The sequence below is a fragment of the Cytobacillus spartinae genome (assembly GCF_042865285.1).
Taxonomy (GTDB): Bacteria; Bacillota; Bacilli; order Bacillales; family Cytobacillaceae; genus Robertmurraya_A; species Robertmurraya_A spartinae.
In genome coordinates this window covers 78,415-103,372 of sequence record NZ_JBIACK010000004.1, presented here as the reverse complement: position 1 = coordinate 103,372, position 24,958 = coordinate 78,415, and the positions used below count along the sequence as shown (strand labels likewise).

Below are 24,958 nucleotides of genomic sequence, written 5' to 3'. Positions count from 1 at the left end.
CCTTTTATGAGTAAAACTGCAAATTCATAACAAAAGTATAACAAAATAAATACCTTTATTCAAGAATAATAACGATATAATAAGAAAACCTCCTCGGTCAAGAGGAGGTGGGGGTTACTTCTTGTTTTGAGCAGCTCGTTTTGCTTGTTCTACAGCATCTAGCATGCCGTTTACCCAAGAGTTGTACTTGTTCTCAGTGTCTAACTTCACTTTTCCTGATGCTTTTTCGGAATGAAGTTGCTCAAGAACCTTTTCGTTGTATTTTTGGCGTTGAGTCTTAGCCTTCACGTCAACAGAGAACTGTTGTTCATTCTTCGGTTTTTCAGCAAGCGAGATCTCAGATGGTGTCACGGTCATCGTTGGCGTGTACGCAACCTTCGTGGTGACAGGTGTGGCAACCGTATATGGCTCTTTCACCGTTTGTGTTTCCATCACAGTGTAGTTTTCCGTGACATAGACGGTGTTCGTAGTTGTGTATGGCACTTGAACCGTATACGTTCCAGTTGCTACCTGGTGTGAGCGAGTTTCCGTACGAGTTCCTACTTGAACTGTGTAGTCTTCATAGTCTGTATACGTTACCGTACGAGTTTTTGGCACATTCACATAGACAGTTTTAGGACGAGTCTTCGTAATGGTTCGAGATTCCATGACAGTGTAAGGTTGTTGAACGGTTACGGTACGAGTCTTCGTCACTGGCGTTCTTACCGTTTCCGTTTTTGTACCAGATTGATACGATTCGGTACGACAAGCCATCTCTGCAACGCCATACTCGGCTCCTGCTTCACGAGAGATGCCGTAGTCAATCACACTTTTCGCTGCGGCACGGTAGGAGCGGTAGTTGGAAGAGGCACCAGGTTTTGGGTTAGACGTTTGTTTTGGTGGCGTGTACGTTTGCTTTGGTGGTGGATCACACACTTGTTTTGTGCTATACACGGGAACCGATTTGGTCGAAGTTACGTAGTCGGTATACGTTTCTTGCTTTTGTACCGATTTATACTGTGTCACTGGTACCTGTTCGGTTACGGTATAGGGTTCCAAAATTTGACGCGCTTCTTGTACCCAATCCGTTTCTGTACGAGTTTTTTGAACAGCACGAGTACGAGTGTCGTATACTGGTACAGATACATTGTAGTATTCCGTTGTGTAGTTGGTACGAGTCTCGGTACGATAGTTGGTTTCAGTTACCGTTTTTGGCACCGTACGAGTTTTGGTCACCGGAATGGTTTTGGTTACATCACGGTAGAGGGTTTGATATTGATACTGCGTTTGATACTTGTAGTATTGACCGGTATTGGTGTCTTGGTAAACGGTTTGACCCCCGTTTGACCCTGCAACGATTTCTGATGCTTGAGCTGGTGAAATCGCCCCAAGCGTTAACATCCCGATGAAGGCAAATGCAGTTCCTTTTTGGATCCATTTGTTCTTGGTTTTCATGGGAAAATTCCTCCTTTCAAAAGGTAATAAGGAAGGCTTCTCAGATGAAAAGCAACATAAAAAAGAGGGGGCAAACTCCCTCTTTTTATTTCGCAACCGTAATGTTCCACGTAACGGAAACCACTTCGCCCTTATCCGGGGTGACCGCTTTATCGAAGTCGGGGTCAAAAGCAAGGACTTGTCCTTTCTGTTTGAAGAATTTCTTGGCGATGATCATGGCTTTGGTCGCATTGCCAATGGAAGCATCTCCAATGCATTGCAGCTCAACGGCATCATGCTCTTGTAGCGCTTTAAAAATCGCTCCTGCAATCTGCTTAGGGTGGGTTTTCTCTTTTTTCGATACTTTCATTTCGAATTTGGACATGGGTGAACCTCCTTGTTATATCCGGTGGTTTCTATTCAACCACTCAGATTAATGACCCTAAGATGTAGGGATAACGTCACCCGAAATGTCAACTACCACTCATTATAAACTATTACATTCCTTTATTCAATAGATATACCGAAAAAAGTTAGAACTTTTTTATAACCCTTCCCTCTTATCGAAGGAAAGGAGCTCGAATGTGGCTCGTGCTATGCAACCATAGGTACGTAAAAACTCCTTGTTTGTCGACCGACAAGGCTTGAAACGCTTCATCACTAAAGTACGGATGAGGCACTCCGAGTGCCATAGATTCATGAATCAGGGCTTTTTGAATATTCGCTTCAAGTGGAAACGTCACTCGGTAATAGAGGTTTTGTTGGTGATGGTCAAACCAGTTTTGGTAAGGGATGTTCGGATTCTCGATGTAAGATTGACTCGTAAATTGAGCATGCTCAAACACTTCTGGAGGGAATAGGACGAACAAGGTGGAGAATAGAGCCTCTTGATTGCCAATTCGGACAGAAGGGTCAATGTTGGCTGGTAAGAATTTGGTGGATGTTTGTTCTGCAGCGAATCCCGATACTGGGAAACAGAGGAGAAAAAGGATTCCGAGGATGAGGATGATACGTGGTTTGTGAGGGATCATGTAAAAACTCCTTTCTAAATCTCCGAAAACCAAAAGGAATTCGGATAGAATAACAAAGGGAGAACCCCTTTGCTTGAACGGATTGCTGCTTTATTGTTCGTCTGAGATGGTTCCGAAGTTTCCAGACTTCCCGTAGTTCTTTAAGAAGTCACGGTATTTCACTTGGCGGTTCGTGAACATGCCACGTTGCTTGTTGACTTTCACGTCTTTGTGTTCAAAGTTGTCTTGAACCATTCCCCCACCAGAGAGACTTGGCTTGGCGTTTTGCATACAAGAACTCACAGGCAGTTTCATCGACTTTCCGACTGTATCGTTCGTCACGGAAATCCAGAACTGCTTCGCTTCTCCGTTCCAGTTCCAACGACCATAGTTCGAGATTGGCACGGCTTTGACGAAGTACACTCCACCACTTCCGAACGAATGACTCGTTCCAAAGGCTGGACCTGTGGAGAGCGTCGTGACCAATTGATACTGAGGGTCACTCCACGGGGCACTCGCTCCCCCAATCGAACAGATTTGAGAGGCATTGACTTTTTCACCCGTATAGTGAACAAAGTATTTCCATTCCACGGTAACTTCTGGAACGTAAACGGGAGTCGATGGACCAGAGAGAGTGGGATTGCTTACGTACAAGTCAAACATCCCGTTGTTGTCAATCGCATAGGCGCCTCCGCCGTTGTTGTTTACCTCATTCCCGACGTTGATGACCCCAATCGCTCCAAAGGACCCCTGATTTCCGGTGTAGTTCGTGCTTCCTCCAAGAGAACTCGTTGGCGGAGTGGAACCACTACCCGATCCAGAGGTTACACCCCCAAATCCTGCTCCAAGAGCAGACATTGGAATGAGCAACATGAGGATGAGAAAAAGGCTTACCACCTTGGTCAATCGGTTCTTCATGAGCATTCCTCCTTTCTAACACTAAAATCCTCTTTCTTAAAAAAAGAGGAGATAAAAAGGAGCATAATCCCCTTTTGACCCGGGGATAAGGTTTTGTTTGATTAGATTACCACCATACTCGGTATCCTTCCTCTCCCTTATGCGTCTCAGGGAACGCATAGGCTAAAATTTGCACTACATTTTGATGTTTTCCAACTGTTACATGAACCATATTGTACTCCATATAGTTTTCACCGTAACGTACCAATACTGTCATTTTGTAAGCAGGAACCGTTTCACCATATACTTGTAACGTCTCTGGTTGAACACTTTCCACTTTCGTGTCAATGACTTCTGGAAGTTTGTCTTTCCCGCCGAATTCTTTGATCATGGCATCGTACCATGAATAGTGAAACCCTTGAACCAGTTGAGTTCTCATCTTTTCACGAATGCTCGGGTGAACATACTCTAAGCCGCCAACATGCTCTTTGTTGATACGGTCCTTCATCGTAAAGTTTTCAGTCGCAAAAAGCCTTGCAATCTCAATCGCTTTTTGTTCGTCGCTCATATCTTTGTCGTTGGAAATGGCAGTTTTGATGGCTTCGATGTTCTTGTCAGCATTCGCTAAGGCTTTGTCCACAACGGACTTGTCCTCTTCTTTTGATGAGTTGCTTGTTGGAGTCGTTGGAGTTTTCGTCTCAGTTGGAGTAGATGTCTCAGTTGTAGGCGGTGTTTCTTTTGGAGTTGGAGAGGCTTGTTCTTGACAGCCTGTTAACACCAGGATGAAGAATACGGAAATAGCGGTTTTCCAAATTCCAATGGATTTTGGATTAAGTATTTTTTTCATACTAAACACACTCCCTTCATTATCGTTACAAAAAACGCATTAATCTACTTTGGATTGTAGCAAATTATGTAACGATATTCAAATGATATTTTGATAAACAAGGAGAATTCAATTTAACACTCTCCTTGTAGGGAAAATCTATTTCAACAACGGGAGAATCTTTTCGGCGATGGCTTTCACAAGCGGAACGGTGACACTATTGCCAAATTGCTTGTAGGCTTGAGAATCACTCACGACTTGTTTCCATGATTCCATCGGAAAGCCCTGAAGACGACCACATTCGGAGGGCGTGAGTTTGCGAACACGGAAACGAGTGACAATCGGAACATAGACCATGACATCTTCGTCTTCAAGGATGGCGGCTAAGGTTTCTTCTGGTACAAGGTAAAGACCACTTGGACCACCTAAGCCTCCTCCCCTACTCGTTAGACTGGCTCCGATTCCTTCACTAGAATAGACTCGGTATCCTTGCTTAAAGTTACGGGAAAACTCCTTCCCGTCTTCTTTTAACCACTTGTTTTCAATCCCACCAACAAAAATGAGTTCACCAGAACACCCCTCGGCGTCTTGGATGAGCACCTTGGGTTGGCGATGTCCACCCTGCATGGTCGTCAAGGTTGGAGCAATTCCTTCTGGATCGTACACTCGTTTGATTTGGTCATGCCCTTTCATGTCGAGTTTACCCGCAAGGATGATACTCTGCTCAACTAAGTGATGATTTTGTTCATAGGAGTGAGAGGTTAAAGGCGGAGCGATGTCTTTCACGCCCCCTTTGTTAAACCCCCTTCCCTTCTGAACCAGAATAGCATTTGCTTCTTCTTTTGTAAGGATTTTGATGCCCTCTCCCTTATTCGTGGTTAAGGTTGGGCAAAGTCCTTCCATATAGAAGACGTTCCCATTCATGCCATTTCCACTTGGATTCGTATTGGCAACTTTCATGATGACGGGGTGGTCCTCCACCACATGGGTTCGCTTGCTTTTCCCCACGCAGGATGGCGTAATGCCTTTCGCGTAACTGGCATCGACACAATAGGCTGCTCCTTCTTTGGTGGTAAAGACTTGCTGGAGGTCTTCCTTGAGAGATTGGATTTCTTCTGAGGTTAGAGGATGTAACGTGAGGATTCCTTCGGTGCTTTCTTTCACAATGACTCCGTGACGATCCATGGCAGTCAACGTAAAAGAAGGTTCTTCATTGGTTTTGGCACGACGGCCATTTTGACGGAATTTGATTCGCTCGGGAGAAAGAACGGCGTGGACTTCTTCTAACTGAGGGATTTTTTTGAGGGCTTCTTCAATGACTTTTTGGGCTTTTTCATCGGAGATGTAGTATTTCTCGTCGACTTTTGCTTCTAGGATGCTGGAGAGTTTCGGAACAAACTCATGCTGCTCTTCCGGGAATTCGAACTCATCTCGGCGTGCAACCGATTCATGGAAGCCAACCGCATAGTAGCGCTCACGATTTTGCGGCACAAACCACCATTTTGAGTTGAAGAGATTTGCACTCAGGTCAAATCCTCTTACCGCAAACTCTTCTTTTAATACATGGAGGTAATGCTTGAGGGGTTTTACGTTTTCAGCGAGGAGAACTTTAGGGAGTTTTTCAGGGGCAAATTCACGGCATTCATCGAGAAGTCGCATGACTTCAAAGAACAATCCGCTCCGACTTGCACTCGTTAACGCCACACTTCCACACAAAGAACAGCTCCGATTGGCTTCTACATATTCCTTGTAGTCAATCGTCGCCTCACAGGAAGTACAGGTGAGTTTCATCCCCTTCTGCTCCCCTGCGACGGATAGATCTTGACACGGCTACGGAAAGCCAAAGGTCCACACGTCACTAACAGGCAAATCTTCGTGCGTGAGTTTCGACACATCGGCTTGAACGGCATCACCCCCTACATTGGCAAGATAGGTCTGTACGGCGTACTTGTCCCATTCATAGGCTCTAGCAACAACAGCGCCCGCTTGCATGAAACCAAGGTCAATGCCCCCGATTCCAGCAAAAAAGGAAGTGATTTTGGGTTTGGTTGTCAATCACATGACCCCTTTCGTCTAAAGTCCGAATTCTAAACAGACTTCGGATAACAAACTTCAGATTAGAAGATTGCTATAAGACGTTTCTTGACGAAGGGTTTTTCCATGTGGTCCATCTTGTATTAGGTGGGAATGTCTCCTTTTCTATCTTACTATTATATCATTTCATTCCGTTATTCGCTAGTCCTTCGAACCTTTAATAGATTTGCAGCCTTCAAATGATTTGCACCCCTGTTTTATGAGGTTTCTACCCTCCAACTCTTTTGCAGACACCCCTGCAAATACTTCAGAACCCCTTCAGAATCTTTGTAGCCTACTCTTCAAATGTTGATTTCAATACCCTCCAAGACTTTTGCAGACATCTCTCTAACTTCATACGAACACATCTTCACTTCACTGTGTAAATGTATAAAGTTGAGGGGTATGCAACTTCATAACAACTTGAAGGAGAGTTGGAGGGTTGTTTGAATAGGTATTCAAATACATTTGGCGAGTTCTTCATGTTCAAATGGAAGATTCTGCGGTAAAATGATGGAAGAACAAGAAATATGTAGAGTCCTGCAAGTTGAGATGGAGAGGAATCTTCAATAGTCTTGGAGACTCCAGGTGAATTGAAGGGAGGGCTGCAAGTGACCAATAAGACATTTTACACGATTAGCAGCGTATCGGAAACCTTAGAAGTGAGTCAAAACACGATCCGAAATTGGGAGAAGGAGTTTGAAGACTTACACCAAATCCAGCGTGATAAAAATGGAACGAGGCTTTATACGGATGAAGACATTCGCTATTTTCAACTCATTGATAAGTATCGCTCAAAAGGGTTAGGAATTGCTCAAATTCGAATGTTTTTAGAAGAATGGAAAGAGGATCCGGAGTTTTATGCACGGGTCGGGGGCAATGCAACGCTTGGTTCAATGACTGGGACCATGAATGAAATCGCCACCGAAGAACAGCTCAAACAATTGATGGACATGCCGGGGGTTCAAACGTTGATTGAAGAGGCCTCTAGGAGAGGGTTCCAAGAAGCCGTGGCTACTTTAGAGCCGTTGGTTCAAGAGATGAAAGAAAAACTAGAATCCATGGGCAGCGAGTCACAACCGAAATTGTTGGAAAGCCCAGAATTCAAGGGTCTGCAAGAGGAATTGAAGACCTTGAAGGAGTCTACGGTCCAACAACAAGAAACAAATGAGAGATTGCTAGATTTATTGGAAGAGACGCGTGCTTCTCAGGACTCCATCACTCAAATGTTCCGACAAAAGAGTGAGCAAGAGAAGAAGGGCATCTTTGCAAGACTCTTTAACAAATAAACCTCTCTGTGATGGAGAGGTTTTTGTTTCTAAAAAAGAGGACTTTTCAATCAAAAGGAGAATTCTTTTGTATGCAAGCGGTAGGCAGCATGATAAAATAGGATGGAAATAAAGGAAATCCATTCCTTTTATGAGTTGTATGCAAAACGTCTGCGAAGAAACTTCGTTTGTATGCTAAATGCATACAGAATAAACAAATAGGACAACCCTTGTAGAGTCTAATGGGTTCTAAGGAATAAGGGGAAATGCATACAATGTGCATACATAAACCAAAAACATGCATACAAATCGTATGCAAAGAGAACATAGAGGAGGAGAAATATGAATACAAGAGCGGCATCGGTAGATATTGGAAATGATAGCATTAAGGCATTCTTAGGAGTGGGGTACAACGCAAGAGTACTACTTCCAAACGTCATTTCGGAAGTAGAATCACGAGACATTGTCGATTATGAAAAGGAAGTGCTTCAAGGACTTCACGTGCAAATCAATTCTGGAGCCTTAAAGAATGGTAAAGGTTCGTATGCAGTAGGGGTGTTAGCAACCAAGTATAAGTCGAATGATGAACTTACTTCCAACAGTGAAAAGTCAGAGAGCGATCAACCCGTGATCATGCTCCTTACCACACTTGCTTATGATACAGCAACGAACACACAACCGGATGAAGACGGCATCATTGATGTGACGTATCATTTATCGACGGGATTGCCACTGGCTGAGATTAAAAAAGGGAAGCGTGCTGCCTTCCGTGAAAAGTTGAAGAAACATACACATGAGGTAACGTTCCTTCAAACGCCTCAGCTAGAAGGAGTGACGGTGCGTATTCGTTTTGAAACGGTTAAAGTGAATACGGAAAGTTATTCAGCATTGGTTGACTTAACAATGGCAGAAGATGGCTCTCCTCGTAACGAAGAATTGGAAGGGAAAACGATTCTGATTCATGATATTGGCGGATTATCAACGGATGCTGCTATCATCTACGGCGATGGTCAAATCGACAACGAAGCCTCTGAAGGAATGAAAGAAGGAGTTTCTCCTTATCTGGATGAGATTATCGAACAAGTGGAGAAAAAACACAACGTTAAGTACTTCAAGAGTCGCAGAGAAGTGGTGAAAGTCATCACAGACAAAGGGGAGGACCGCAACCACATCTATATCAAAGGTAATCGCACCCCGATTGGCGATGACATCATCAAGCCAATCTTAGGTCGTCTTGCAAAAGATGAATACAAACTCATTGACCGTATGTGGAATGAAGTACCTAGCATACAACTTGCATACTGCATTGGTGGAGGGTCGCTTGTATTACGCTCTCAATTAGAGGAAATCAACGATAAAAGCCATCAATACCCACTTCGTTTTATTGAAGGGGAAGATTCGGTTTGGATGATTGCAAGAGCCTACCACAAAGTTTTGCATGCGGTGTTAGGAGAAAAAGGCATTACACTTGAAGCCGTAGAAGCATAGGAGTGACGAGCCATGCATTATGAAGCCAAATCGACGGTTTCGTTTCGTTTGCCTCCAGATGTCACCGAAGAGCAACTCTTAACGATCAATGAGAAAAAAGAACAACTTGGAAAGGGATTCTCGAAATGGGCAGCCGGCACCTTCTTACAAGGGGTGGAACAATCCAAATCCAGAGATGTGCTGGTACTTCCGCTTTCGCCACGCTTAAGCCCTAAAGCGAAAGATTGGTTAAAGTCAGAGCAAACCTTGCACCTATTAGAAGCATGGGTGGAGCATATTGCACTGGATCCAGCTCAGGCCTTTGCTGGTTCTACCCCTTCATCTGTTATGCCTGTAGGAAAGAAGGAAGAGCAAATCGTCACATTCACACCCAAAAGCGAACATGGTGCTTCGGTGCTAAAAAATGTGTTAATGGATGATGATGACGAGTAGGGAGTCTGCGTATAGCAGGCTCTTTTTTATTGAAAAAAGGACAAAAGGTAGAACACAAATAAAAAAGAAGCCTTTGTTCTGAAATCCTTAAAGGAATTCAGATGAAAGACTTCTTCTTACCCGTCTTGTTACCCATCTTCTTACCCGACTCTTGAACACCTAAAACGTTTGTACCTTGTGACCCAAAGGGGATTATAAGCCTTTTCCACGATCTGTCGATTCTTTGGCGTGATCTCCGCGGTCTTTTTTCTGCAGCATCATTTGAATCACCTCACATAAGGATAATAGAAACAGCGTACGATTTAAAGATAGTTTGTCCGAGGAAAAGGAGGATTATACATGGTCATAAAAAAAGAAACAGATGACAATTTTGTACCGATAACCATTCAGTTACGCCCGCAAACCATCCAGCGTTTACAAGAAGTGGCCACGTATTTATCATTTCGTGATTCCGAAGAAACCACTGTTGAAACCGTGATTAAAGGAGCCTTGGTGGATTACCTGGATGTGATGACGCCGATAAAGAGTGATGAAGTGACGACCCTTAAAAGCCTTCTCTTTCATCCGAAAACGTTACAGCCGTACATGATCAAAAACCGCTTTAAAGCCTTAATGAAGAAAAAAGGATTAAAAGCCGTGGATCTGCACCGCATGACGGATATTAGTGAGAGCAACCTTTCGCAAGTGCTCAACAACAAAAATCAAAATATGAGCCTCGATTATTTTCTACGTATTTGGATTGCCCTCGATTGTCCTCCTGTAGGCGATTGCTTATATCGAGAGAACCTTTAAGGTTTTTCCTGAGAACCATTCGGTTCTTTTTTTATGCCCAAAAGTGAGGAAGGGTGTGGGCTCATGCCCATTTCTTCGCTACACACAAAGAAAAAAATTTGCGCCGGAAGGAATAGGACGGCTTTTACGGTTCATAAGGTGATAGCACCACTCAACTTTTAGAACAAAGGGAGGAAATCATCATGTTGATCAAAGGCTTTTTGGTGCTTCAAGGCATTTCGGTGTTGATGGCTACTGTCTCCTCCATGACCGCTGGATTTCGATTGATGAAAGAAGGGAGGAATCCTCATGTTCCGAAAAGAGATTCGTTATTCCATTCCGACATTTCTAAATAAAGAAGAACCGTCTGTATTAAAGACGCTTGAGAAAGTAGATTTTTTGCTCGAAGAAGTGAGGAAGGAGGTGTGGACACTCCCACCCAAACAACAATTCGCATCCAAACGCATGCTCATCAAAACGGCATCCATCGCCATCAGCATTCTCGTCATGACGACTACACCCACTTTTGCCGCATCCTCCAGTCTCATGACCGTAGGGAGCGTGCTTCCACCCGATGTCGAGAAGACTCTCGCCTTGATTCAAGCGATTTGTCTAGGGCTAGTCGCAGGGGTGAGTACGATTTGCATGATGCTAGCGGGAGGGATGAAGATTATCGGACTGAAAGAAAAGGGAAATTCGTGGAGCAAAGACATCTTAAAAGGGTTGATTCAAGTCATCTCCGCTCCTGTTCTGATTTGGCTCGTCGTCACGATTCTTCGAGGGATTTTGAGTCCATTACCTGGCTATCAACCTTTTTAAAACATGCTTGGTTAAACAGAGGAAAGGTGTTGCCGGTTTTGGTGCTAGCTACGCCTGTCTTTTTACTAGGAGCAGATCCCACCGAAGCCGCAGGATTCATGGAAGGAGCAAAAAACGTTGTAGAATCTCTAAAAGGAGATTGGCTTCATTGGGTCGAGGGAATGAAAGAGGGGTATCGCCACCTCAATGAACTAGCGAAAATGAAACTGGCTCCTGATTTACAAGAAGCCGATCAAGTCACAAACTGGTTTATCCAAATGAATGAGAAAGCAAAAGAAGAACTTGCCAACCCGAAAAGTGATACGAAACGCCTCATGATTTGGGTGTTTTCCATCATCTCCAAAGTGATTTATACGCCTGCCTTTCTCTTTGACAATGTGTTCTTTAAAGGGATGTTGTTGAAATTCAGTGCCTTAGCCGGAGGAATGGTCGGGTTACTGGCCATGGGAGAAGGGCTCAAGCGGATTTTAGGATTTAAGGGAAGTGGGATCAAGGAAATTCTTGGGCGTTTTCCGCTCATGATGGCGGTGTGCGGATTTGCGCCATTTCTATTTGTGAAAGCGATTGAAGGCTTAAATGCGGCAACGCGGTTTATCTTCCTCATGGGAAATGGCATGTTACAGGATGCAAGCAGTACCTCTGGTTCTTGGGCACTCGATGGTTTGGACAGTGGAACCTTTCTCATCTTTAATGGCTTATTTGTGTTGTTGCTCGTTCCGTTTCTGTTAAACCACGGAAGGCGATGGTTTCAACTCCTTAGTCTCGGAATCCTCACTCCCTTTGCCATGCTTGGGTTTGTCTTTGATTCGCTACGAGGATTTCAACAGAAATGGTGGACCTCGATGCGAGACTTGTATGTCGTGCAACTGGTTTACGGGGTGTTTGTCACTCTTTTATCGCTCATCATGTTTGGCATGCCGTTTCCGATGACGCCTTCAGGGATGTTTGCCAAATGCTTAGTAACACTTGGCGGGTTGTATTCTCTTGCGTTTCCGCCGTCTTTTGTGAAAAACATGTTAGAAAAGGAAACGAAGACGGACCGCAAAGTGATGGATGCCTTAAAGGCAGCAGGAAGAATGGCGATTTTAAAACGATAAGGAGGGATTGGCTTGTTTGAAACCGTGCTTCTGATCAATACGACGATGCTCATGATCAACATGACTACACTTTTATGGGTACATGTCTGGGGAATGAAAGAGGGATGGTATGGGAAACGTTAACCTTCACGTATGGAATTTCCGCAAGAAACGAGAGGAAAAAGTGCAAGTCTTTCCCGATAAAGGGATATTTCGCATTCCGGATATGGGCGTCATTCCTTTTCGGCCGGAAGAATCGTTTATTCTCCAGCAATTAGAAGAGCTCGAAGAAGGAAAACGAGCCGCCTTCAACTGGAGATGGAAAGAGGAAGTTGATGCGTCTTGGTGGCAGGAGGGACTTGAGTCTTCTCCTCTTTCTGCGTCTGAACTCACATGGAGAGTTCTACCGAACGAAACCGATGTGTTTCATTTATTGTTTGAGCAACCCTCTCTTTTTGTGTTTTCTTGGACTGACGGCTTTTGGAGACGTCTGCAAGACCTTCTTCAGACTAAACGGGGACATCACGGGGTCTGGATTCAACTCTTACTTGAGAAAACGCCCAATAGCAAGTGGCGGGAAGTGGGAGATGAACTCTATGACCGTTACGAAAAAGGCATTGACCGACCCAGCCTTGCTCTAGGCATCAAGCAAATACAAGATTGGCTTAGTGAATGGGGAAGGGAGGACTGGAAACCCCATCGGAAACGATTGCCTCATTGGGAAGAAAAGAGAGAAGGAGAGGGATTTAAAGTGTCTCTTCGTTTTCTGGTCACAGGAGGAGACGATGCTTCTCGCTCTGCTCTTGCCGATACTCTCTACCGAGCCTTTCGGTTTGGAACGAAGGGGAATAATTGGACCTTGCTTGCGCCTCCGTACGGAAAAGACTCTCAAAAGGAGTTGGTTCAGTTTGCTCGGTTTCCTCTTCTTTTTGGGCGATACCAATGGTGGGGTACCCACGAACTTCTCTCTTTTTTGAACGGATTTTCTCTACCCGTAGTAACCAAACAAGAAATCATGGAAGTGAAACCTCAAGAGACTAGAAGAGAAACGATATTAAAAGAGTTTGCCGTGTTTCCACGAGGAAAGGAGAGAGCAAAGCCCATTCTGATGGATGTCTGGAGGGACAAATGGAATACCGCTCTTGACCTTTTAGGTGTGACCAAAGGAGAGACGTTCTCCTTTCATCAAGTGAAACAAGGACCCACCATCTCCCGGTTTGAATGTGAGTTACCGAAAGGGTTTCGGGTTTCGACCCTGACGAAAGCCTTAGAGGATGTAAAAACCGCTTTAGGGTTGCATGATCTTCATCTCGAGCCTGGAGACAAACCGAATACGTTTTGGCTATCGGTCTCGAATGCAGAACGCATTCCAGTGATGGTGCGTGACGTGGGAGACAGAAAAGAGTTTCAAGCGTTTCAAAAAGAGGCAATTCTCCCCTTTATCATTGGAGCTGGGGTGGATGGGAAACCGTTATTTGGCGATGTCACTCAAGAAAAACATATGCTGGTGGTTGGAGCCACAGGAAGCGGAAAAAGCATGTGGTTGCTTCAGTTTATCTTGATGATGATACTGTTTCCTCCTGCAGCAGGGGTTCAACTGTTGCTTGTGGATCCGAAACTTGTGGAATTTGGAGTATTCCGGGGATTCCCGAATGTGAAAGTCGTCACCGATCCAAGTGAATCGTTAGACACGCTACCACTCTTGGTTGATGAAATGGAAAGGCGGTACCAGCAGATGAGTAAAGCAGGTGTTCGGAACATTGCTCAGTACAATCGGAAAGCCAAACAACCGCTTCCCTATATTGTCACCGTGATTGATGAATACAGTGACTTGATGATGCAAGACCCGGAAGGTGTGCTCGAACCCACTATTGTCCGTATTACCCAAAAGGCAAGAGGAGCCGGAATTCATTTGGTTCTCGCCACGCAGCGACCCGAAGTAAAAGTGGTCACAGGATTGATTAAGTCGAATATCCCGACCAGAATCGTATTTGCCTGTAGTGGAAGGCACGATTATGCCACGGTGTTAGATCATAAACCGCCTTTTGACTTACTAGGAAAAGGAGATGGAGTTATCAAACGAGAAGGGCAAATGGGACTCACCCGTTTTCAAGGAGCGTTGATTGCCGAAACAGAGGAAAAAACAGATTCCTTGATACAGTCATTTAAACCATCCACCTCGAAACCCGTTTCCTTTGACTGGTTAGAACCAGAAGAGGAGGATTCGTTTCGGGTTCCAGAGACTCCGCTCGAACTTTTGCAAGTGATCATCGCTCAAACAGGGGAAACGCGCGTATCTCAGGTGAGAAAACTGATGAAAATGCGAATGAATGATGTGCAGGAACTCATGCGCGAACTCGTGGAGAAAGGATGGTTAGAAGAACCGAAATCACGAACCAGTGGATACACCCTTCTTCTCTCTGAAGAGGAGAGGATGGCTTTTTTAGAGCCGTATTCCTTATCCATCCGAACATAAAAAGCAAGGGAGAACCTCTCCCTTGCTCGTTTTCTCTTAGTGAGAAATGAATTCGTACGTTTCTTGTTGTAATAGATTCAACGTGTTTTTGTTCATACGAACAGACACATCGGCTTTTTCAATGGAGCGAGTGGCAGGATTCACAAACATGACTTCCGTAATGCCGTTTTGACTGGAAAGCGTGTGCGTCAATGTTTTCTGGTGGTTTTTGTTTTGTACTTGGATGTACAACACTTGGCGACCTTCTAACACCGGACGAATGGAGTCGACCAACAATTTGGCACGTTCCTCTTTCTCATCCCATTCCACTTTTCCTCTTACCAAAATCGGAACAAACGGTTTGATGTTCGCTTTTGCTTCCTCATACACCTTTGGGAAAATGACGGCTTCCACATCAGACGTTTCATCTTCAAGGGAAGCGAACGCCATCGGATTTCCTTTTTTGGTCACAATCTTTTTGATGTCTCCAAAAACACCCGCAAGTGTTTGGAACTGCCCTTTCACACTCTCATCGAGTTCAGAGATACTAAACTGCACGTGAGGTTCCACTAAGTCTCGGCAGGCTTCTAACGGGTGACCCGATAGAGCGACTTCCAAGACTCTCTTTTCTTCTTTCAGGATGGTCATTTTGGATGGATCTGCCGCAAAAGGCAACTCCATCGGGGGGATGATTCCTAAATCAAAGAAAGACAGTTGTCCTCTTTTCTTTAGTTCTTCCCGCTCTTTGGCTAAAAGCAGAAGACCATCTAAAGAGGCAAGGAGCGTTCCTCTGGAGCCTAACTCGTCACAAGCACCCGCCCAAATGAGGTGTTGCCATTGTTTCGAGTTGTACGTGTGAGTCGGAATGTGAAGAAGGTATTCTTCCAGAGTCGCAAAATCTGGAGCCTCTTCAATCGCTTCCGCGAGAGATTTTCCGACATTTCGAATCCCGTTTAAGCCGTATCGAATCGCTTTTTCACCCGTAGGCAAAAACTCCACCGAAAAATCGGCTTTTGACGATTTCAAACTTGGTGGAAGAATCGTCACTCCGAGGCGTTTGCAATCAGAAAGAATCATGCTCATCTTTTCTGCTTCTCCAATGGCGACGGTTAAGTTCGCTGCCATGAATTCTTCTAAGAAGTTGGCTTTCAGGTAAGCCGTATCCCATGTAATGACCCCGTAAGCGGCGGCGTGAGATTTATTAAAGCCGTAGTTTGCAAACTTAACAATGAGGTCATACACATCATCGGCTACTTTTTGGTCGATGCCATTGGCAACCGCTCGTGGCACAAACTTATCCCGCTCTTTCGCAATGATTTCCTTCTTCTTTTTTCCTACTGCACGACGAAGCACATCGGCTTCTCCAAGAGAGTAGCCACAAAGAACTTGAGCAAGTCTTTGAATCTGTTCTTGGTACACTAACACGCCATTTGTGCTTTGTAAAATCGGCTTCATGAGGGGATGAAGGACCTCGAAATCGCCATTTCGTTTGTTTTCGATGTAGGTTGGAATGTTTTCCATGGGTCCTGGGCGATACAAGGCGAGAAGAGCCACAATGTCCTCAAAACAACTTGGCTTCATTTCTTTTAAGTAACGCTTCATCCCACCCGATTCCACTTGGAATACGGAACCACTTTTGGCTTCCGAGAGAAGTTCAAAGGTTTTTTGGTCAAATGTAGGGATGTCGGCATGACTCATCTTGATACCAGTGGTTTTCTCGATGTTCTCAAAGGTCTTTTTCTCAACCGATAGGGTTTTGAGACCTAAGAAATCCATTTTCAATAGTCCAGCCGTCTCTAATTCCCCCATGTCCCACATCGTAATCATGACCCCATCTTCTTCTTTTAGCGGTACATAGGTTTGAAGAGGCTGACGACCAATCACGACACCAGCTGCGTGAACAGAGGTATGACGAGGGAGTTCAAAGAGAATCTCGCCAATCTCTAAGAGTTGTTTCACGCGATCATCTTCTTGTGCTTTTTCTGCGATGGCTGGTAGATCAAGAACCTTGTACCACTTATCCGCATCTTTCGGAATTTCTTTTGAAAGGTAGTCGGTTTCAGAGAAGGAAAGTCCAAGGGTACGACCGACATCACGGAACACCGATTTCGCCCCTAATGTACCAAAGGTAATGATTTGAGCGACATGGTCATGGCCATATTTCTCCTGCACATACTGGATGACTTCATGGCGACGTTCAGGCTCAAAATCCAAATCGACCGATTACACCCTGCTTTTCAGCATACTTTAACACTTCTCTAGGAAGTGGGACTAGACTATATCTTCATCCGGTCTGGATGCCCCGCTTTTCGAGTAACAATGGTTACCCTACTCCTGCCACGGATAGTCGTTGAACGTTCCTCATGGGAAATTTCCTTTAGAGGCTTCGCTGCTGATTGCCCAATCCTCTTGATTTTCAAGCACCGCATCTAGCGTTTCCGCTTCTGCTTTGGCTCAAGGAGGCTCTAAGGGGTTTCCAGCAATTAACGGGGTAATACTCTTAAACATTCCTGTTTAAGACGACTGTAAGAGTTGTAAATAGCGATTATGCTTTCTTTCCAAATAGACGGTTGCTCCATGATACAATTTGTTCATCACATCAACGACTTGTCTTCTACCACCAATTTCAACACTGTATGTGTTTTTGGTACTGTTTTTATATCGCTTGTACAATTTTCTGTTCGGATAGCCAAGTATGGTAGTTATGGCTTCCAACATTTCTTTAGTACCGGCAATCTTCACAGTGTAGGCATCTTTCTTCTTGTAGTAGGAGAGGGAACCATCTCCGTCAAAATACCCTCGGATGAAGGGAAGATAGAAGTTGGGTGGTATGCTTTCAGGGAACGTAAGGATGAGAGATTTATTCTCTAAAATTCCATGTTCCTTTAGCATCTTCCAAACTTGATCACTTCTTACTGCAATCCGAACGTATTCTACTTCCCCACCATATCCGGAACCTCTATACTGATGGACTGGATATGTGGCATTAATGGCTTTCTTGAATTTTTCAAGATGACTTTCATCTGAGTGATGAAGAGAAATCCCGATGATGTTTTCTTTTGTTGTGATGTACCCATCAGCAGCAATGAAACCAAGCCAATACGCCTTCTCCTCTGAATCTACTACATCAAAAAAATGGTGGTTTAGACTATACTTCCTAGAGTTTACTTTGTTGCTTCTCTTTGGAATGTTGTGTTTTCGGAGAATGTAATCTACATGATAGTGACGTAATCCTTCATATCGGTTGGCTATGGATATGAGTGACTCTCCATTTTCGTATAGTCGAATGATTTCTTGGTGATTCACTTTGTTACACATGGTTTTCATTTGTATACCTCCTTGTGGAGGCAATCGTCATTTGGTTTTCGCTATGACTCTTTTAATCAGGCATGCTGATACGTTCCGGATTTAAGAAACGCTCAAAGAGAAGGTCATGATGAATCGGGTCTAGGCGGTCGGTAATCCACATGCAGTACGCCACTAAACTTCCAGCAGCCGAACCACGACCAGGACCCACTAAAATGCCGTTACTAATGGCATACTTCATGAAGTCCCAAACGATTAAGAAGTAAGCAGGGAAGCCCATTTGTTTAATCGTCTTGATTTCAAATTCCAGGCGCTCCACGTACTCTTGACTTGGGGCAACGGGAAATCGCTTATGGAATCCTTCTCTAGCCACCTTTTCAAAGTAAGACTCGACCGTTTCACCTTGAGGCACTTTGTAGTCTGGAAGCGCACGTTCACGAGGAATAGAAACGCCCGTGCAGCGGGATGCAATGACATTCGTTTGCTCCAAAGCAAATTCAAGCCCAAGGAAACGTTGTTCCATTTCGTCAGGACTAAGGAAATAGAATTCCTCGTTAAAATGCGTGTGGGCATCATAGAAAGGAGTTTCCCCGTCCGAAAGTTGGGTGAAAATCGCACGAGCATAGGCATGGTTCTTCTCCAAGTAGTGAATATCATGAGTCGCTACGAGTTCACAACCAAGAGTATCTGATAGGGTTAAGAGCGATTGATTCATCTCTTCTTCGTTTGGCATCCCGGTTCTCCAAATTTCAAGAAAAAAGGAGTCTGTTCCAAACAAGGATTGATACTCGTTTGCTACACTCTCTGCTTGAGCCATGTTGCCACTCACCAAGGCTTGAGACACTTCACCCGGAAGACCACCAGATAGAGCAATGAGCCCTTGGGTGAATCCAGAAAGGTTCTCTTTCTTTAGTTGAGGCACCTCTTTGACTTTGCCATTGGAGTTCGCGTAAGTCACGAGTTTCACCAGATTTTGATAGCCAATTTGAGTTTCGGCTAAAAGAAGCAGCGGATAGCCGTCGACCAAGAGTTCGGCACCAAAAATCGGGGTGATGCCTTCATCATTACACGCCATCTCAAACTGAAAGGCTCCATACATGTTGTGATGATCCGTAATCGCAAGGTGTGTCATGCCAAACGATTTGGCTTTTTTGACCACTTCTTTTACCTTCACCGTTGAATCTTGAAGACTAAAGCACGTACGTAAACGCAAATGAACTAATTCCATCGTTAGTTCCTCCTTTATTCGGAATAAAAAGAATGATTGTCGTCGAGACTGAACATGCGTCAATAATTCTATTATACCATAACTATTCCGATATTCATAAGAATGGACAATAAAAAACCAAGTCCATTTTCTTTTGAACTTGGGTGATTCTTCTTGTCTGTAGGATAAGACTAGGATGTTTTCTTCTTAGAGGAGATTCCTAACTTCTTAGCCGTTTCTTTCGTCCCTTTAATCAACTTGTCCATTTCTTTTTTCGTTAGGTTCGTTCGTTTTCCCATGAGAGACACCCTCAACCTTTCCGTTATCACGTTTTTCCCCATTGTGTCCACTTTTTGGTTCTTTTAAACCTCCCTTTTTCATACATTACGTTAGGGACTCGGTCACAGGGTCCCTGACTTTTAACCGAAAGGGGAGAGGGTACATGCAGGAACGAACCCGAAAAATACGTAGCGATAAGAAGAAGGAAATCCGCCCCTATCTTGCGAGTGTCCACCGTATGTGGATCCACCGAATCGCCAGATACCTACAATCACCAGAAGGGGAGGTAGGCGTTTCTTTAGTAGAAACGGCACTTGGACATGCCTCTTGTTTGGAACATTTTCAAGATTACTATAAACGCCCATATCAATATGGGAATCTCACGTTATTTCCAAAACCAAACCGAAAAGAGATTGAGTCGTATTTGGTGGTGAAGGGAGAAAGGGATCGCTATAAAATGAAATTTACGCAACCGACGGTTATGAAAATAGAAGACTTTCAACTTGCGTTAGGCACCTCGTTTCTCGCTCATGCGACCCATGCGTTGCTGAAATATGCCTTGTATGAAGACGACATCATTGAGCGAGTGGCTCCAGGTTTCAATGCCACCGAGATGAGAGTACCGCCTTTATTAAAAGCAAAGGTGAAGTCGTTTTCTACCGATAAATCCAACCCATGGAACATTGTGAAATGAGGAAGAACCGATGAGTGTCATAAAAGAACTATTTGAAGATGTTGCTGATTTTATGGAGTACCGGAGAAAGCACAAGACCATCCTCGTCAAAATGTCACGAAGCAGCCACTACAAACTGCAGCTCATTTGCGATGACTTAAACGAACATGTGGAGGATGACTTCAAGGTAACCCCCGAATTGCTTGCCGCTCGTGTCCTCGATGTCTTTGTCAATCAAGCGTTTGATGATAACGTGAAAAAGTTGGCCAAGCAATTGCTTCCGGATTTGCTAGAATAACATGTCCACCCCAAACAGGGGTGGATGTTTCTTATGGAATGTGACGTTCGATGAACCGGTAAACGTCTGGGTAGTGGCCACGTACCAATTGCAATACCTGATGCTTTTTTGGGCGTCGTTCCTTTTCCTCCATTTGCTTTAACAAAGCAATGGCTCCGCCAATATAGCAGGAGAGAAGTTGCTCTGCTTGATTCAATTCTTGCTGGAGAGCGTTCATATTTGGGCAACCGGGAACCATATGGCAAGAAACATGTGTGTGAAAATGAGGAAATGGAGTTGAACGAGTAAAACCCATTCGCTCTAATGCCATCCGAATTCGATTCGCATCATCTTTCTTCATCGAAGCATTTCTTCGTTCTCTACACACGGATTGACACGCAATCTTTTGACGTGGATCCCCCGGAAAAAACATACCATTCATACACATTCCTCCATTTCTTCTATTCAGAAGCGTCGAACTAAACTACTGCTAAATCTACGAACAGATTAGCGCACATAAACAACCATATTCAAGTTGATTTTTACAGGGAAAAAGCCCGCCAAATTAGGATACATGTGAAAGTGGGCGGTCAAAGTGGAGCGAGATGGAAGGATAGTCGAACCAGAAGATGACAGTCAACCGTCTTTGAAGAAGGTGTTGCTCTGGAAGAGATAGAGTTGGAAGAAGTTCCTGAAACCCAACTACCCATCTAGCCATCTTTTTTTCTAGGGCTACAACCGGGTACAGTGCGTCTTGAAGACGCAGGGCTTGCCTTTGGGTGAATTCAAGGTTGGGCAGGGTGGTGTAAGGGAAATCAACCACTTCTTGGTCACTTGGGTTCCAATCATACTGTCTACCAAGTTCGTTCAGAAAAATGAACGTGCATCGGACTCGTGTGTGCTTTACGTTAAGATTTTGCATGGTTTTCAAATAGACAGAACGTATAGTAGATTGTTGCTCACTCACAAAAAAACACCTCCATGATCGTGCGAAAAAAATGAATACTTCTTCATTATATCATAAATACCGTTATTCTTTAATAGTAACGATAACCCATATTATGACAAATATTTTGGTGTAATATGGAAAAAGACCCGACCATAGCCCTTAGAAAACAAAAACGCCCATCTAAAGGAGATGAGCGGGATAACCTTATAGCAATTCCGGAACGTGCAGCGTAAGAACTGGTTCCGTATCAGGAAATTGTTCTTTTTTAATCTTTACATATGTATCGATGAGTTCTTCGACTTCAGATGGAAATGTGATCTTTCCGCATTCACAGATGTCTGCTGGAGTCCCCATTAAAAAGATTTCAATTCCTTCGCGCGTGACCGTGGTATTGATGATTTGACGGTTTTTGGTTTGGCATGAACATGTCATGTATGATACCCCTTTCTATTATTCAGGTTTGGGTTCGCTCTTCCAAAGGATGAAGCAAACGATAAGAATAACTGAAGCACGGGGCGCGAAATTGAAGATACTCTAGTATATCCGAATAGGGATGAGAATATACCTTTATTCTTAAAATAAACCCATATTCTAACATTGTCAAGTGGTTTTTGTAAAAAAATAACGGGGAGGCAGAATAAACGCCTCTTCCTACACGTCGAGTTATTCCATGACAAACGATTTTCCTACAAACTCAGGGCGAAGAGTTTTGTAATCAGCCTCAAAGTAAGTAAGAGACGGAAAATACACACTAACAAATTTGTATTTCCCATCAGAAGTTTTCGCCAATACCACATGAACCGGCTTGTTGCGTTTCCAAGCCTTATCAGAAGTCATCTTGCCGAAAAACACATAGAGTTCGTCTTCATTAAGACAACCTTTGCGAATGGCGTAGTGACCACGAGCATGACCTTGGATGATTTGAGCCGAGCCATTTCTGAAAATCGACCAAACTTCTTGAAGACGAAGTTTTCTGTTTTTCAAACTCTCATGGCGGAAATGCTTAGTGAAGGCAATCTCTTGCGATGGATCTTGAACAACAGCACAAACGTCTTGCAGTAAAACTCCCCAATTTGCTTCGTTGTATAAATGATTTTTTTGAATCATGATTATCCCTCCTTAAAATGAGCGAGCTGGTAAGTCTCGCTATAATCCGAATTCTCGTATCCGAATTCTGTTCAACAGATTTCGGACTAGAGAAATCGGACCCAATCCGAATTCCAGAATGGATTTCGGAATAAAAGGCGAGAGGAGGGAGAAAGAATGGGAAGCACATAAAAAGCCCCTTTTCACGGGGGCTGTTTTAGAAGAGTGGGATGTTAGGATTTGACCGGCGTGAAGCAGAAAGCCGAGCGAAGGGTTTTGTAGTCGTTTTCGAAGAATTCAAGAGAAGGGTAGTACACAGTGACAAACTTGTATTTGCCGTCTGAGGTAATTGCAAACACGATATGAATGGTCTTGCCAGACTTGGTTTTTCCGTAAAACACCCGAACTTCGTCGCTGTTTAACGAACCACCTCCAATGGCGTATGTACCTGGTGCATGACCTTGGATGATTTCTGCACTTCCGTTTTTGAAGATGCTGTACACTTCGCCTACTGAAAGAGCTCGGTCTTCAAGGGAATCACGAAAATGTTTCGTGAAAATCACTCGTTTTCCTGTTTGGATGTGGGCTTTGATGAGGGATTGTTCGTCGTTCCATTGAGATTCTTTGTACAAGTGGTTTTTAATAATGAAACTCATTGGGTTGCCTCCTTGGGGATATTGGGATAGGTCTGAATTTAAGAAATTCAGATAGGAATTCAAAAACGTGACCATGAGAATTGTCACGATAACGGAGATCTGAAGAGGATTTCAGATTCCGAAAAAGCGTTAAGCGGAGAATGAATAGGTGACCGTAGACGTGGGAATGGCTTCTTTGACTAGCGTGGCGTCTCGGCTTTTTGAAAGCGGTGAAAAGAAGGTAACGAGAAGGATTTTAAGGTTGTGTCGACTGTGGGAGAGAATCTCGTTTTCTTTGAACTTCTTTTCCAAAAGAGAAAGAATGTGAGGTTCATAGGGAAACATGTACCGATGTCCTTGGATAGAAGGTGTTAGGTAAGGCATGTAGGTAGGAGAGGATACACCTAAGCGTGTACTCAACTCTTCTACAAACGGAAGCAAATAGGGAAAGACTTGGATTTTAAAGGAGCATTGCGAATAGGGATTCTTCTTCGTGGGGTGAAATCCGTACCGACGAAACACCGTGACCAGCTCTTGAAGGTCTTCTTCGTAGAGACCACCCTCTAGTTCATCTAGGAGAGTGTCATAACCTAAGAGCGTCATCCAGGCTCGTACATTTTTTTGGTAGGTTTTGGCGTTTACGTGCAAACCATCCGTGTAGAGAAGCAAGGCTCTTGTTTTACGGTTGGTTGGCAAGGGAGTTCGGGTTAACCAGTGTAAAAGAAGAATCGTGGGAAGTGGGCATTTCGAGAAATAGTCGTCAATGCCAAACATCCGATTGAGGTTCCAGTCATCCGGGTGACGAAACACCGTAAAGTGATGACCAAGGGAAGGAATATCGGGTTGAGAAAAGTCTACATCGACTCCGAAGAAGGAGGATAGGGACTTTTTCTGAGTAAGATAAACAGCCTCTAAGTCGTAAAGACCGCCTAACCGATACCCTTTTGAGTGAAGAAACAACCAGGAAAGCAACCCATCTAAATCATTGTGAATGATGATGGGTTTTTGAGGAAGGGAGCGAGTGGAAGGGAGTTTCAGAAGGGAGCATCCTTTCTATCTGATTCCGGTACAGAAATCAGACTGTCTAAAATCTCTTCCATCCAAGGTTCTGAAATTCTATTACTAGAAATTCAGATAAATCTTTCTATAAATCTAGTATATAACATTCCGTTATTCAATGAAAGGATTATAGGTTCGTAATTTGCACCTTTTTTCAAAAAGATAAACCACCCTTATTCAGGGCGGGTGGAGGCTCTTCGTTTCTGAATGGCAGAAAGCAGAGCAATGTCTCCAAAATCTTGCTGCTCTTGTATTCTCTTCGTTTGTCTAAAGAGTGGGCGGATGAGACGACTGACAACACTTGCGACCAAGAACGCTGCAAGGGAAGAGCCAATGGTGAGTTTCACCATCCAAAATACGCCAAACCAAAGAAGCGTGGTCACAATCCAACGTACCCCCATCGCCACGACAAAGAAGAAAAACGACATGGGAACGGCATACCAAAAGAGAGGGTTCATCTCTTTCCATAGCCAAACCGTAAGAAGCAATGAAAGAATACAGAACACTAAACTCGCCTTTTTCGTGATTTTCCAAACCTGAGTCATCGAAAAAACCCCTTTCTATCGAATAGTTCTGAATTTCTATTAAGAAAATCAGAATAGATCTGAATTTCTAAAGAAAATCAGAATACGTAATGTCTTGTTTCTATTGTAAAGGGTTCTCTTCCTAAAATACAAGATATTCTTAAAATATACCGATATTCATTGACAAAAAGGGAAACCTTTTGTACAATCAGAGTATCAGTCCACTGGATTCACCGTCGCCAAACGGGGCTTCCAATGGCAAATGGAATTTGGCCAATTCCTTCTTGTTTCACATTCGGACCTGCCGGACAGTTGGTTACTCTCCGAAGGAGGCAGGAAGTCGGAAACGACCTCTTGTTGAAGGTGGAGAACCGAATCACAAATGTGGCTTTGCAATGCTGGTGGACAGTTGGTTACTGAGGGAACCTCGCAAGA

26 protein-coding genes and 2 pseudogenes are annotated in these 24,958 nt (G+C 44.0%); 10 read left to right on the top strand and 18 right to left on the bottom strand.

The genetic code is table 11. From position 1 onward, the window contains the following. Positions 1-114: 114 nt before the first annotated feature. The 8 genes and pseudogenes from ACFYKX_RS10345 to ACFYKX_RS10315 form a co-directional block, all read right to left on the bottom strand. On the bottom strand, positions 115-1,434 hold the full coding sequence (locus ACFYKX_RS10345) for a hypothetical protein (RefSeq protein WP_389360765.1): 1,320 nt from the start codon (positions 1,432-1,434) through the stop codon (positions 115-117). Positions 1,435-1,519: 85 nt separating this feature from the next. After that, positions 1,520-1,798 (bottom strand): stage V sporulation protein S, encoded by a 279-nt coding sequence (locus tag ACFYKX_RS10340; RefSeq protein ID WP_389360763.1) that lies wholly within the window; start codon positions 1,796-1,798, stop codon positions 1,520-1,522. A 175-nt stretch (positions 1,799-1,973) separates the two neighbouring features. Further along, complete coding sequence (locus ACFYKX_RS10335; protein WP_389360761.1) at positions 1,974-2,444, bottom strand: hypothetical protein; 471 nt, start codon at positions 2,442-2,444, stop codon at positions 1,974-1,976. Positions 2,445-2,534: 90 nt separating this feature from the next. Next, entirely contained in the window at positions 2,535-3,341 is an 807-nt protein-coding gene (locus tag ACFYKX_RS10330) for a hypothetical protein (protein ID WP_389360759.1), read from the bottom strand. Positions 3,342-3,447: 106 nt separating this feature from the next. Then, a complete protein-coding gene (locus tag ACFYKX_RS10325; protein ID WP_389360757.1) occupies positions 3,448-4,167 on the bottom strand; it encodes a hypothetical protein in 720 nt (239 codons plus the stop codon). A gap of 138 nt (positions 4,168-4,305) precedes the next feature. Continuing rightward, positions 4,306-4,773: a DNA cytosine methyltransferase gene (locus ACFYKX_RS27240; RefSeq protein ID WP_449257604.1), complete on the bottom strand. Its 468-nt coding sequence runs from the start codon at positions 4,771-4,773 to the stop codon at positions 4,306-4,308. Further along, positions 4,746-4,845, bottom strand: a pseudogene (locus ACFYKX_RS27235) (hypothetical protein); the annotation flags it as partial. The gene ACFYKX_RS27240 and the pseudogene ACFYKX_RS27235, both read right to left, overlap by 28 nt. 468 nt (positions 4,846-5,313) lie before the next feature. Beyond that, a pseudogene (locus ACFYKX_RS10315) lies at positions 5,314-6,201 on the bottom strand (DNA cytosine methyltransferase); the annotation flags it as partial. A gap of 629 nt (positions 6,202-6,830) precedes the next feature. Between ACFYKX_RS10315 and ACFYKX_RS10310 the strand changes: the two are divergent. The 7 genes from ACFYKX_RS10310 (at position 6,831) to ACFYKX_RS10280 (ending at position 14,549) form a co-directional block, all read left to right on the top strand. Next, complete coding sequence (locus tag ACFYKX_RS10310; protein WP_389360755.1) at positions 6,831-7,508, top strand: MerR family transcriptional regulator; 678 nt, start codon at positions 6,831-6,833, stop codon at positions 7,506-7,508. 321 nt (positions 7,509-7,829) lie between these two features. Beyond that, entirely contained in the window at positions 7,830-8,975 is a 1,146-nt protein-coding gene (locus tag ACFYKX_RS10305) for an Alp7A family actin-like protein (protein ID WP_389360753.1), read from the top strand. Between the two features lie 12 nt (positions 8,976-8,987). Beyond that, entirely contained in the window at positions 8,988-9,407 is a 420-nt protein-coding gene (locus ACFYKX_RS10300; RefSeq protein ID WP_389360751.1) for a hypothetical protein, read from the top strand. Between the two features lie 339 nt (positions 9,408-9,746). After that, positions 9,747-10,199 carry a helix-turn-helix domain-containing protein gene (locus tag ACFYKX_RS10295; protein ID WP_389360749.1) on the top strand — a complete coding sequence of 151 codons (453 nt, stop codon included), beginning with the start codon at positions 9,747-9,749 and terminating at the stop codon, positions 10,197-10,199. A gap of 288 nt (positions 10,200-10,487) precedes the next feature. Further along, on the top strand, positions 10,488-10,997 hold the full coding sequence (locus tag ACFYKX_RS10290; RefSeq protein ID WP_389360747.1) for a hypothetical protein: 510 nt from the start codon (positions 10,488-10,490) through the stop codon (positions 10,995-10,997). Between the two features lie 38 nt (positions 10,998-11,035). Then, positions 11,036-12,094, top strand: a complete 1,059-nt coding sequence (locus tag ACFYKX_RS10285; RefSeq protein ID WP_389360745.1) for a hypothetical protein — start codon at positions 11,036-11,038, stop codon at positions 12,092-12,094. Between the two features lie 109 nt (positions 12,095-12,203). Continuing rightward, positions 12,204-14,549: an FtsK/SpoIIIE domain-containing protein gene (locus ACFYKX_RS10280; RefSeq protein ID WP_389360744.1), complete on the top strand. Its 2,346-nt coding sequence runs from the start codon at positions 12,204-12,206 to the stop codon at positions 14,547-14,549. Between the two features lie 36 nt (positions 14,550-14,585). On the opposite strand, the gene dnaE is transcribed toward ACFYKX_RS10280, so the two are convergent. The 3 genes from dnaE to ACFYKX_RS10265 form a co-directional block, all read right to left on the bottom strand. Beyond that, positions 14,586-16,742, bottom strand: coding sequence for a DNA polymerase III subunit alpha (dnaE, locus tag ACFYKX_RS10275; protein WP_389360742.1), 2,157 nt, complete (start codon positions 16,740-16,742; stop codon positions 14,586-14,588). Positions 16,743-17,042: 300 nt separating this feature from the next. Then, positions 17,043-17,855, bottom strand: a complete 813-nt coding sequence (locus ACFYKX_RS10270; RefSeq protein WP_389360740.1) for an LAGLIDADG family homing endonuclease — start codon at positions 17,853-17,855, stop codon at positions 17,043-17,045. 52 nt (positions 17,856-17,907) lie between these two features. Beyond that, complete coding sequence (locus ACFYKX_RS10265; protein WP_389360738.1) at positions 17,908-19,125, bottom strand: PHP domain-containing protein; 1,218 nt, start codon at positions 19,123-19,125, stop codon at positions 17,908-17,910. 358 nt (positions 19,126-19,483) lie between these two features. On the opposite strand from ACFYKX_RS10265, the gene ACFYKX_RS10260 reads away from it, so the two are divergent. Together ACFYKX_RS10260 and ACFYKX_RS10255 are read left to right on the top strand one after the other, a co-directional pair. After that, positions 19,484-20,014 (top strand): hypothetical protein, encoded by a 531-nt coding sequence (locus tag ACFYKX_RS10260; protein WP_389360736.1) that lies wholly within the window; start codon positions 19,484-19,486, stop codon positions 20,012-20,014. Positions 20,015-20,024: 10 nt separating this feature from the next. After that, on the top strand, positions 20,025-20,291 hold the full coding sequence (locus ACFYKX_RS10255) for a hypothetical protein (protein WP_389360734.1): 267 nt from the start codon (positions 20,025-20,027) through the stop codon (positions 20,289-20,291). A gap of 31 nt (positions 20,292-20,322) precedes the next feature. On the opposite strand, the gene ACFYKX_RS10250 is transcribed toward ACFYKX_RS10255, so the two are convergent. The 7 genes from ACFYKX_RS10250 to ACFYKX_RS10220 form a co-directional block, all read right to left on the bottom strand. After that, positions 20,323-20,712 carry a hypothetical protein gene (locus ACFYKX_RS10250; protein WP_389360732.1) on the bottom strand — a complete coding sequence of 130 codons (390 nt, stop codon included), beginning with the start codon at positions 20,710-20,712 and terminating at the stop codon, positions 20,323-20,325. Between the two features lie 123 nt (positions 20,713-20,835). Beyond that, positions 20,836-21,237: a hypothetical protein gene (locus ACFYKX_RS10245; RefSeq protein WP_389360730.1), complete on the bottom strand. Its 402-nt coding sequence runs from the start codon at positions 21,235-21,237 to the stop codon at positions 20,836-20,838. A gap of 186 nt (positions 21,238-21,423) precedes the next feature. After that, positions 21,424-21,651, bottom strand: a complete 228-nt coding sequence (locus ACFYKX_RS10240) for a hypothetical protein (RefSeq protein ID WP_389360728.1) — start codon at positions 21,649-21,651, stop codon at positions 21,424-21,426. Between the two features lie 231 nt (positions 21,652-21,882). Next, positions 21,883-22,326 (bottom strand): hypothetical protein, encoded by a 444-nt coding sequence (locus tag ACFYKX_RS10235; protein ID WP_389360726.1) that lies wholly within the window; start codon positions 22,324-22,326, stop codon positions 21,883-21,885. A 212-nt stretch (positions 22,327-22,538) separates the two neighbouring features. After that, positions 22,539-22,961, bottom strand: a complete 423-nt coding sequence (locus tag ACFYKX_RS10230; RefSeq protein WP_389360724.1) for a DUF4258 domain-containing protein — start codon at positions 22,959-22,961, stop codon at positions 22,539-22,541. A 129-nt stretch (positions 22,962-23,090) separates the two neighbouring features. Beyond that, positions 23,091-23,900 (bottom strand): hypothetical protein, encoded by an 810-nt coding sequence (locus ACFYKX_RS10225; RefSeq protein ID WP_389360722.1) that lies wholly within the window; start codon positions 23,898-23,900, stop codon positions 23,091-23,093. Positions 23,901-24,172: 272 nt separating this feature from the next. Beyond that, positions 24,173-24,544 (bottom strand): hypothetical protein, encoded by a 372-nt coding sequence (locus tag ACFYKX_RS10220; protein WP_389360720.1) that lies wholly within the window; start codon positions 24,542-24,544, stop codon positions 24,173-24,175. Positions 24,545-24,778: 234 nt separating this feature from the next. On the opposite strand from ACFYKX_RS10220, the gene ACFYKX_RS10215 reads away from it, so the two are divergent. Beyond that, complete coding sequence (locus ACFYKX_RS10215; RefSeq protein ID WP_389360718.1) at positions 24,779-24,943, top strand: hypothetical protein; 165 nt, start codon at positions 24,779-24,781, stop codon at positions 24,941-24,943. Positions 24,944-24,958: the final 15 nt, after the last annotated feature.

Coding starts and splice junctions, on each gene's coding strand:
- ACFYKX_RS10250 (WP_389360732.1), bottom strand. CDS start 20,712: ATGAATGGTATGTTTTTTCCGGGGGATCCACGTCAAAAGATTGCGTGT.
- ACFYKX_RS10255 (WP_389360734.1), top strand. CDS start 20,025: ATGAGTGTCATAAAAGAACTATTTGAAGATGTTGCTGATTTTATGGAG.
- ACFYKX_RS10295 (WP_389360749.1), top strand. CDS start 9,747: ATGGTCATAAAAAAAGAAACAGATGACAATTTTGTACCGATAACCATT.
- ACFYKX_RS10345 (WP_389360765.1), bottom strand. CDS start 1,434: ATGAAAACCAAGAACAAATGGATCCAAAAAGGAACTGCATTTGCCTTC.
- ACFYKX_RS10235 (WP_389360726.1), bottom strand. CDS start 22,326: ATGATTCAAAAAAATCATTTATACAACGAAGCAAATTGGGGAGTTTTA.
- ACFYKX_RS10335 (WP_389360761.1), bottom strand. CDS start 2,444: ATGATCCCTCACAAACCACGTATCATCCTCATCCTCGGAATCCTTTTT.
- ACFYKX_RS10260 (WP_389360736.1), top strand. CDS start 19,484: ATGCAGGAACGAACCCGAAAAATACGTAGCGATAAGAAGAAGGAAATC.
- ACFYKX_RS10230 (WP_389360724.1), bottom strand. CDS start 22,961: ATGAGTTTCATTATTAAAAACCACTTGTACAAAGAATCTCAATGGAAC.
- ACFYKX_RS10290 (WP_389360747.1), top strand. CDS start 10,488: ATGTTCCGAAAAGAGATTCGTTATTCCATTCCGACATTTCTAAATAAA.
- ACFYKX_RS10280 (WP_389360744.1), top strand. CDS start 12,204: ATGGGAAACGTTAACCTTCACGTATGGAATTTCCGCAAGAAACGAGAG.
- ACFYKX_RS10270 (WP_389360740.1), bottom strand. CDS start 17,855: ATGAAAACCATGTGTAACAAAGTGAATCACCAAGAAATCATTCGACTA.
- ACFYKX_RS10220 (WP_389360720.1), bottom strand. CDS start 24,544: ATGACTCAGGTTTGGAAAATCACGAAAAAGGCGAGTTTAGTGTTCTGT.
- ACFYKX_RS10300 (WP_389360751.1), top strand. CDS start 8,988: ATGCATTATGAAGCCAAATCGACGGTTTCGTTTCGTTTGCCTCCAGAT.
- ACFYKX_RS27240 (WP_449257604.1), bottom strand. CDS start 4,773: ATGCAGGGTGGACATCGCCAACCCAAGGTGCTCATCCAAGACGCCGAG.
- ACFYKX_RS10330 (WP_389360759.1), bottom strand. CDS start 3,341: ATGAAGAACCGATTGACCAAGGTGGTAAGCCTTTTTCTCATCCTCATG.
- ACFYKX_RS10340 (WP_389360763.1), bottom strand. CDS start 1,798: ATGTCCAAATTCGAAATGAAAGTATCGAAAAAAGAGAAAACCCACCCT.
- ACFYKX_RS10325 (WP_389360757.1), bottom strand. CDS start 4,167: ATGAAAAAAATACTTAATCCAAAATCCATTGGAATTTGGAAAACCGCT.
- ACFYKX_RS10240 (WP_389360728.1), bottom strand. CDS start 21,651: ATGACATGTTCATGCCAAACCAAAAACCGTCAAATCATCAATACCACG.
- ACFYKX_RS10305 (WP_389360753.1), top strand. CDS start 7,830: ATGAATACAAGAGCGGCATCGGTAGATATTGGAAATGATAGCATTAAG.
- ACFYKX_RS10215 (WP_389360718.1), top strand. CDS start 24,779: ATGGCAAATGGAATTTGGCCAATTCCTTCTTGTTTCACATTCGGACCT.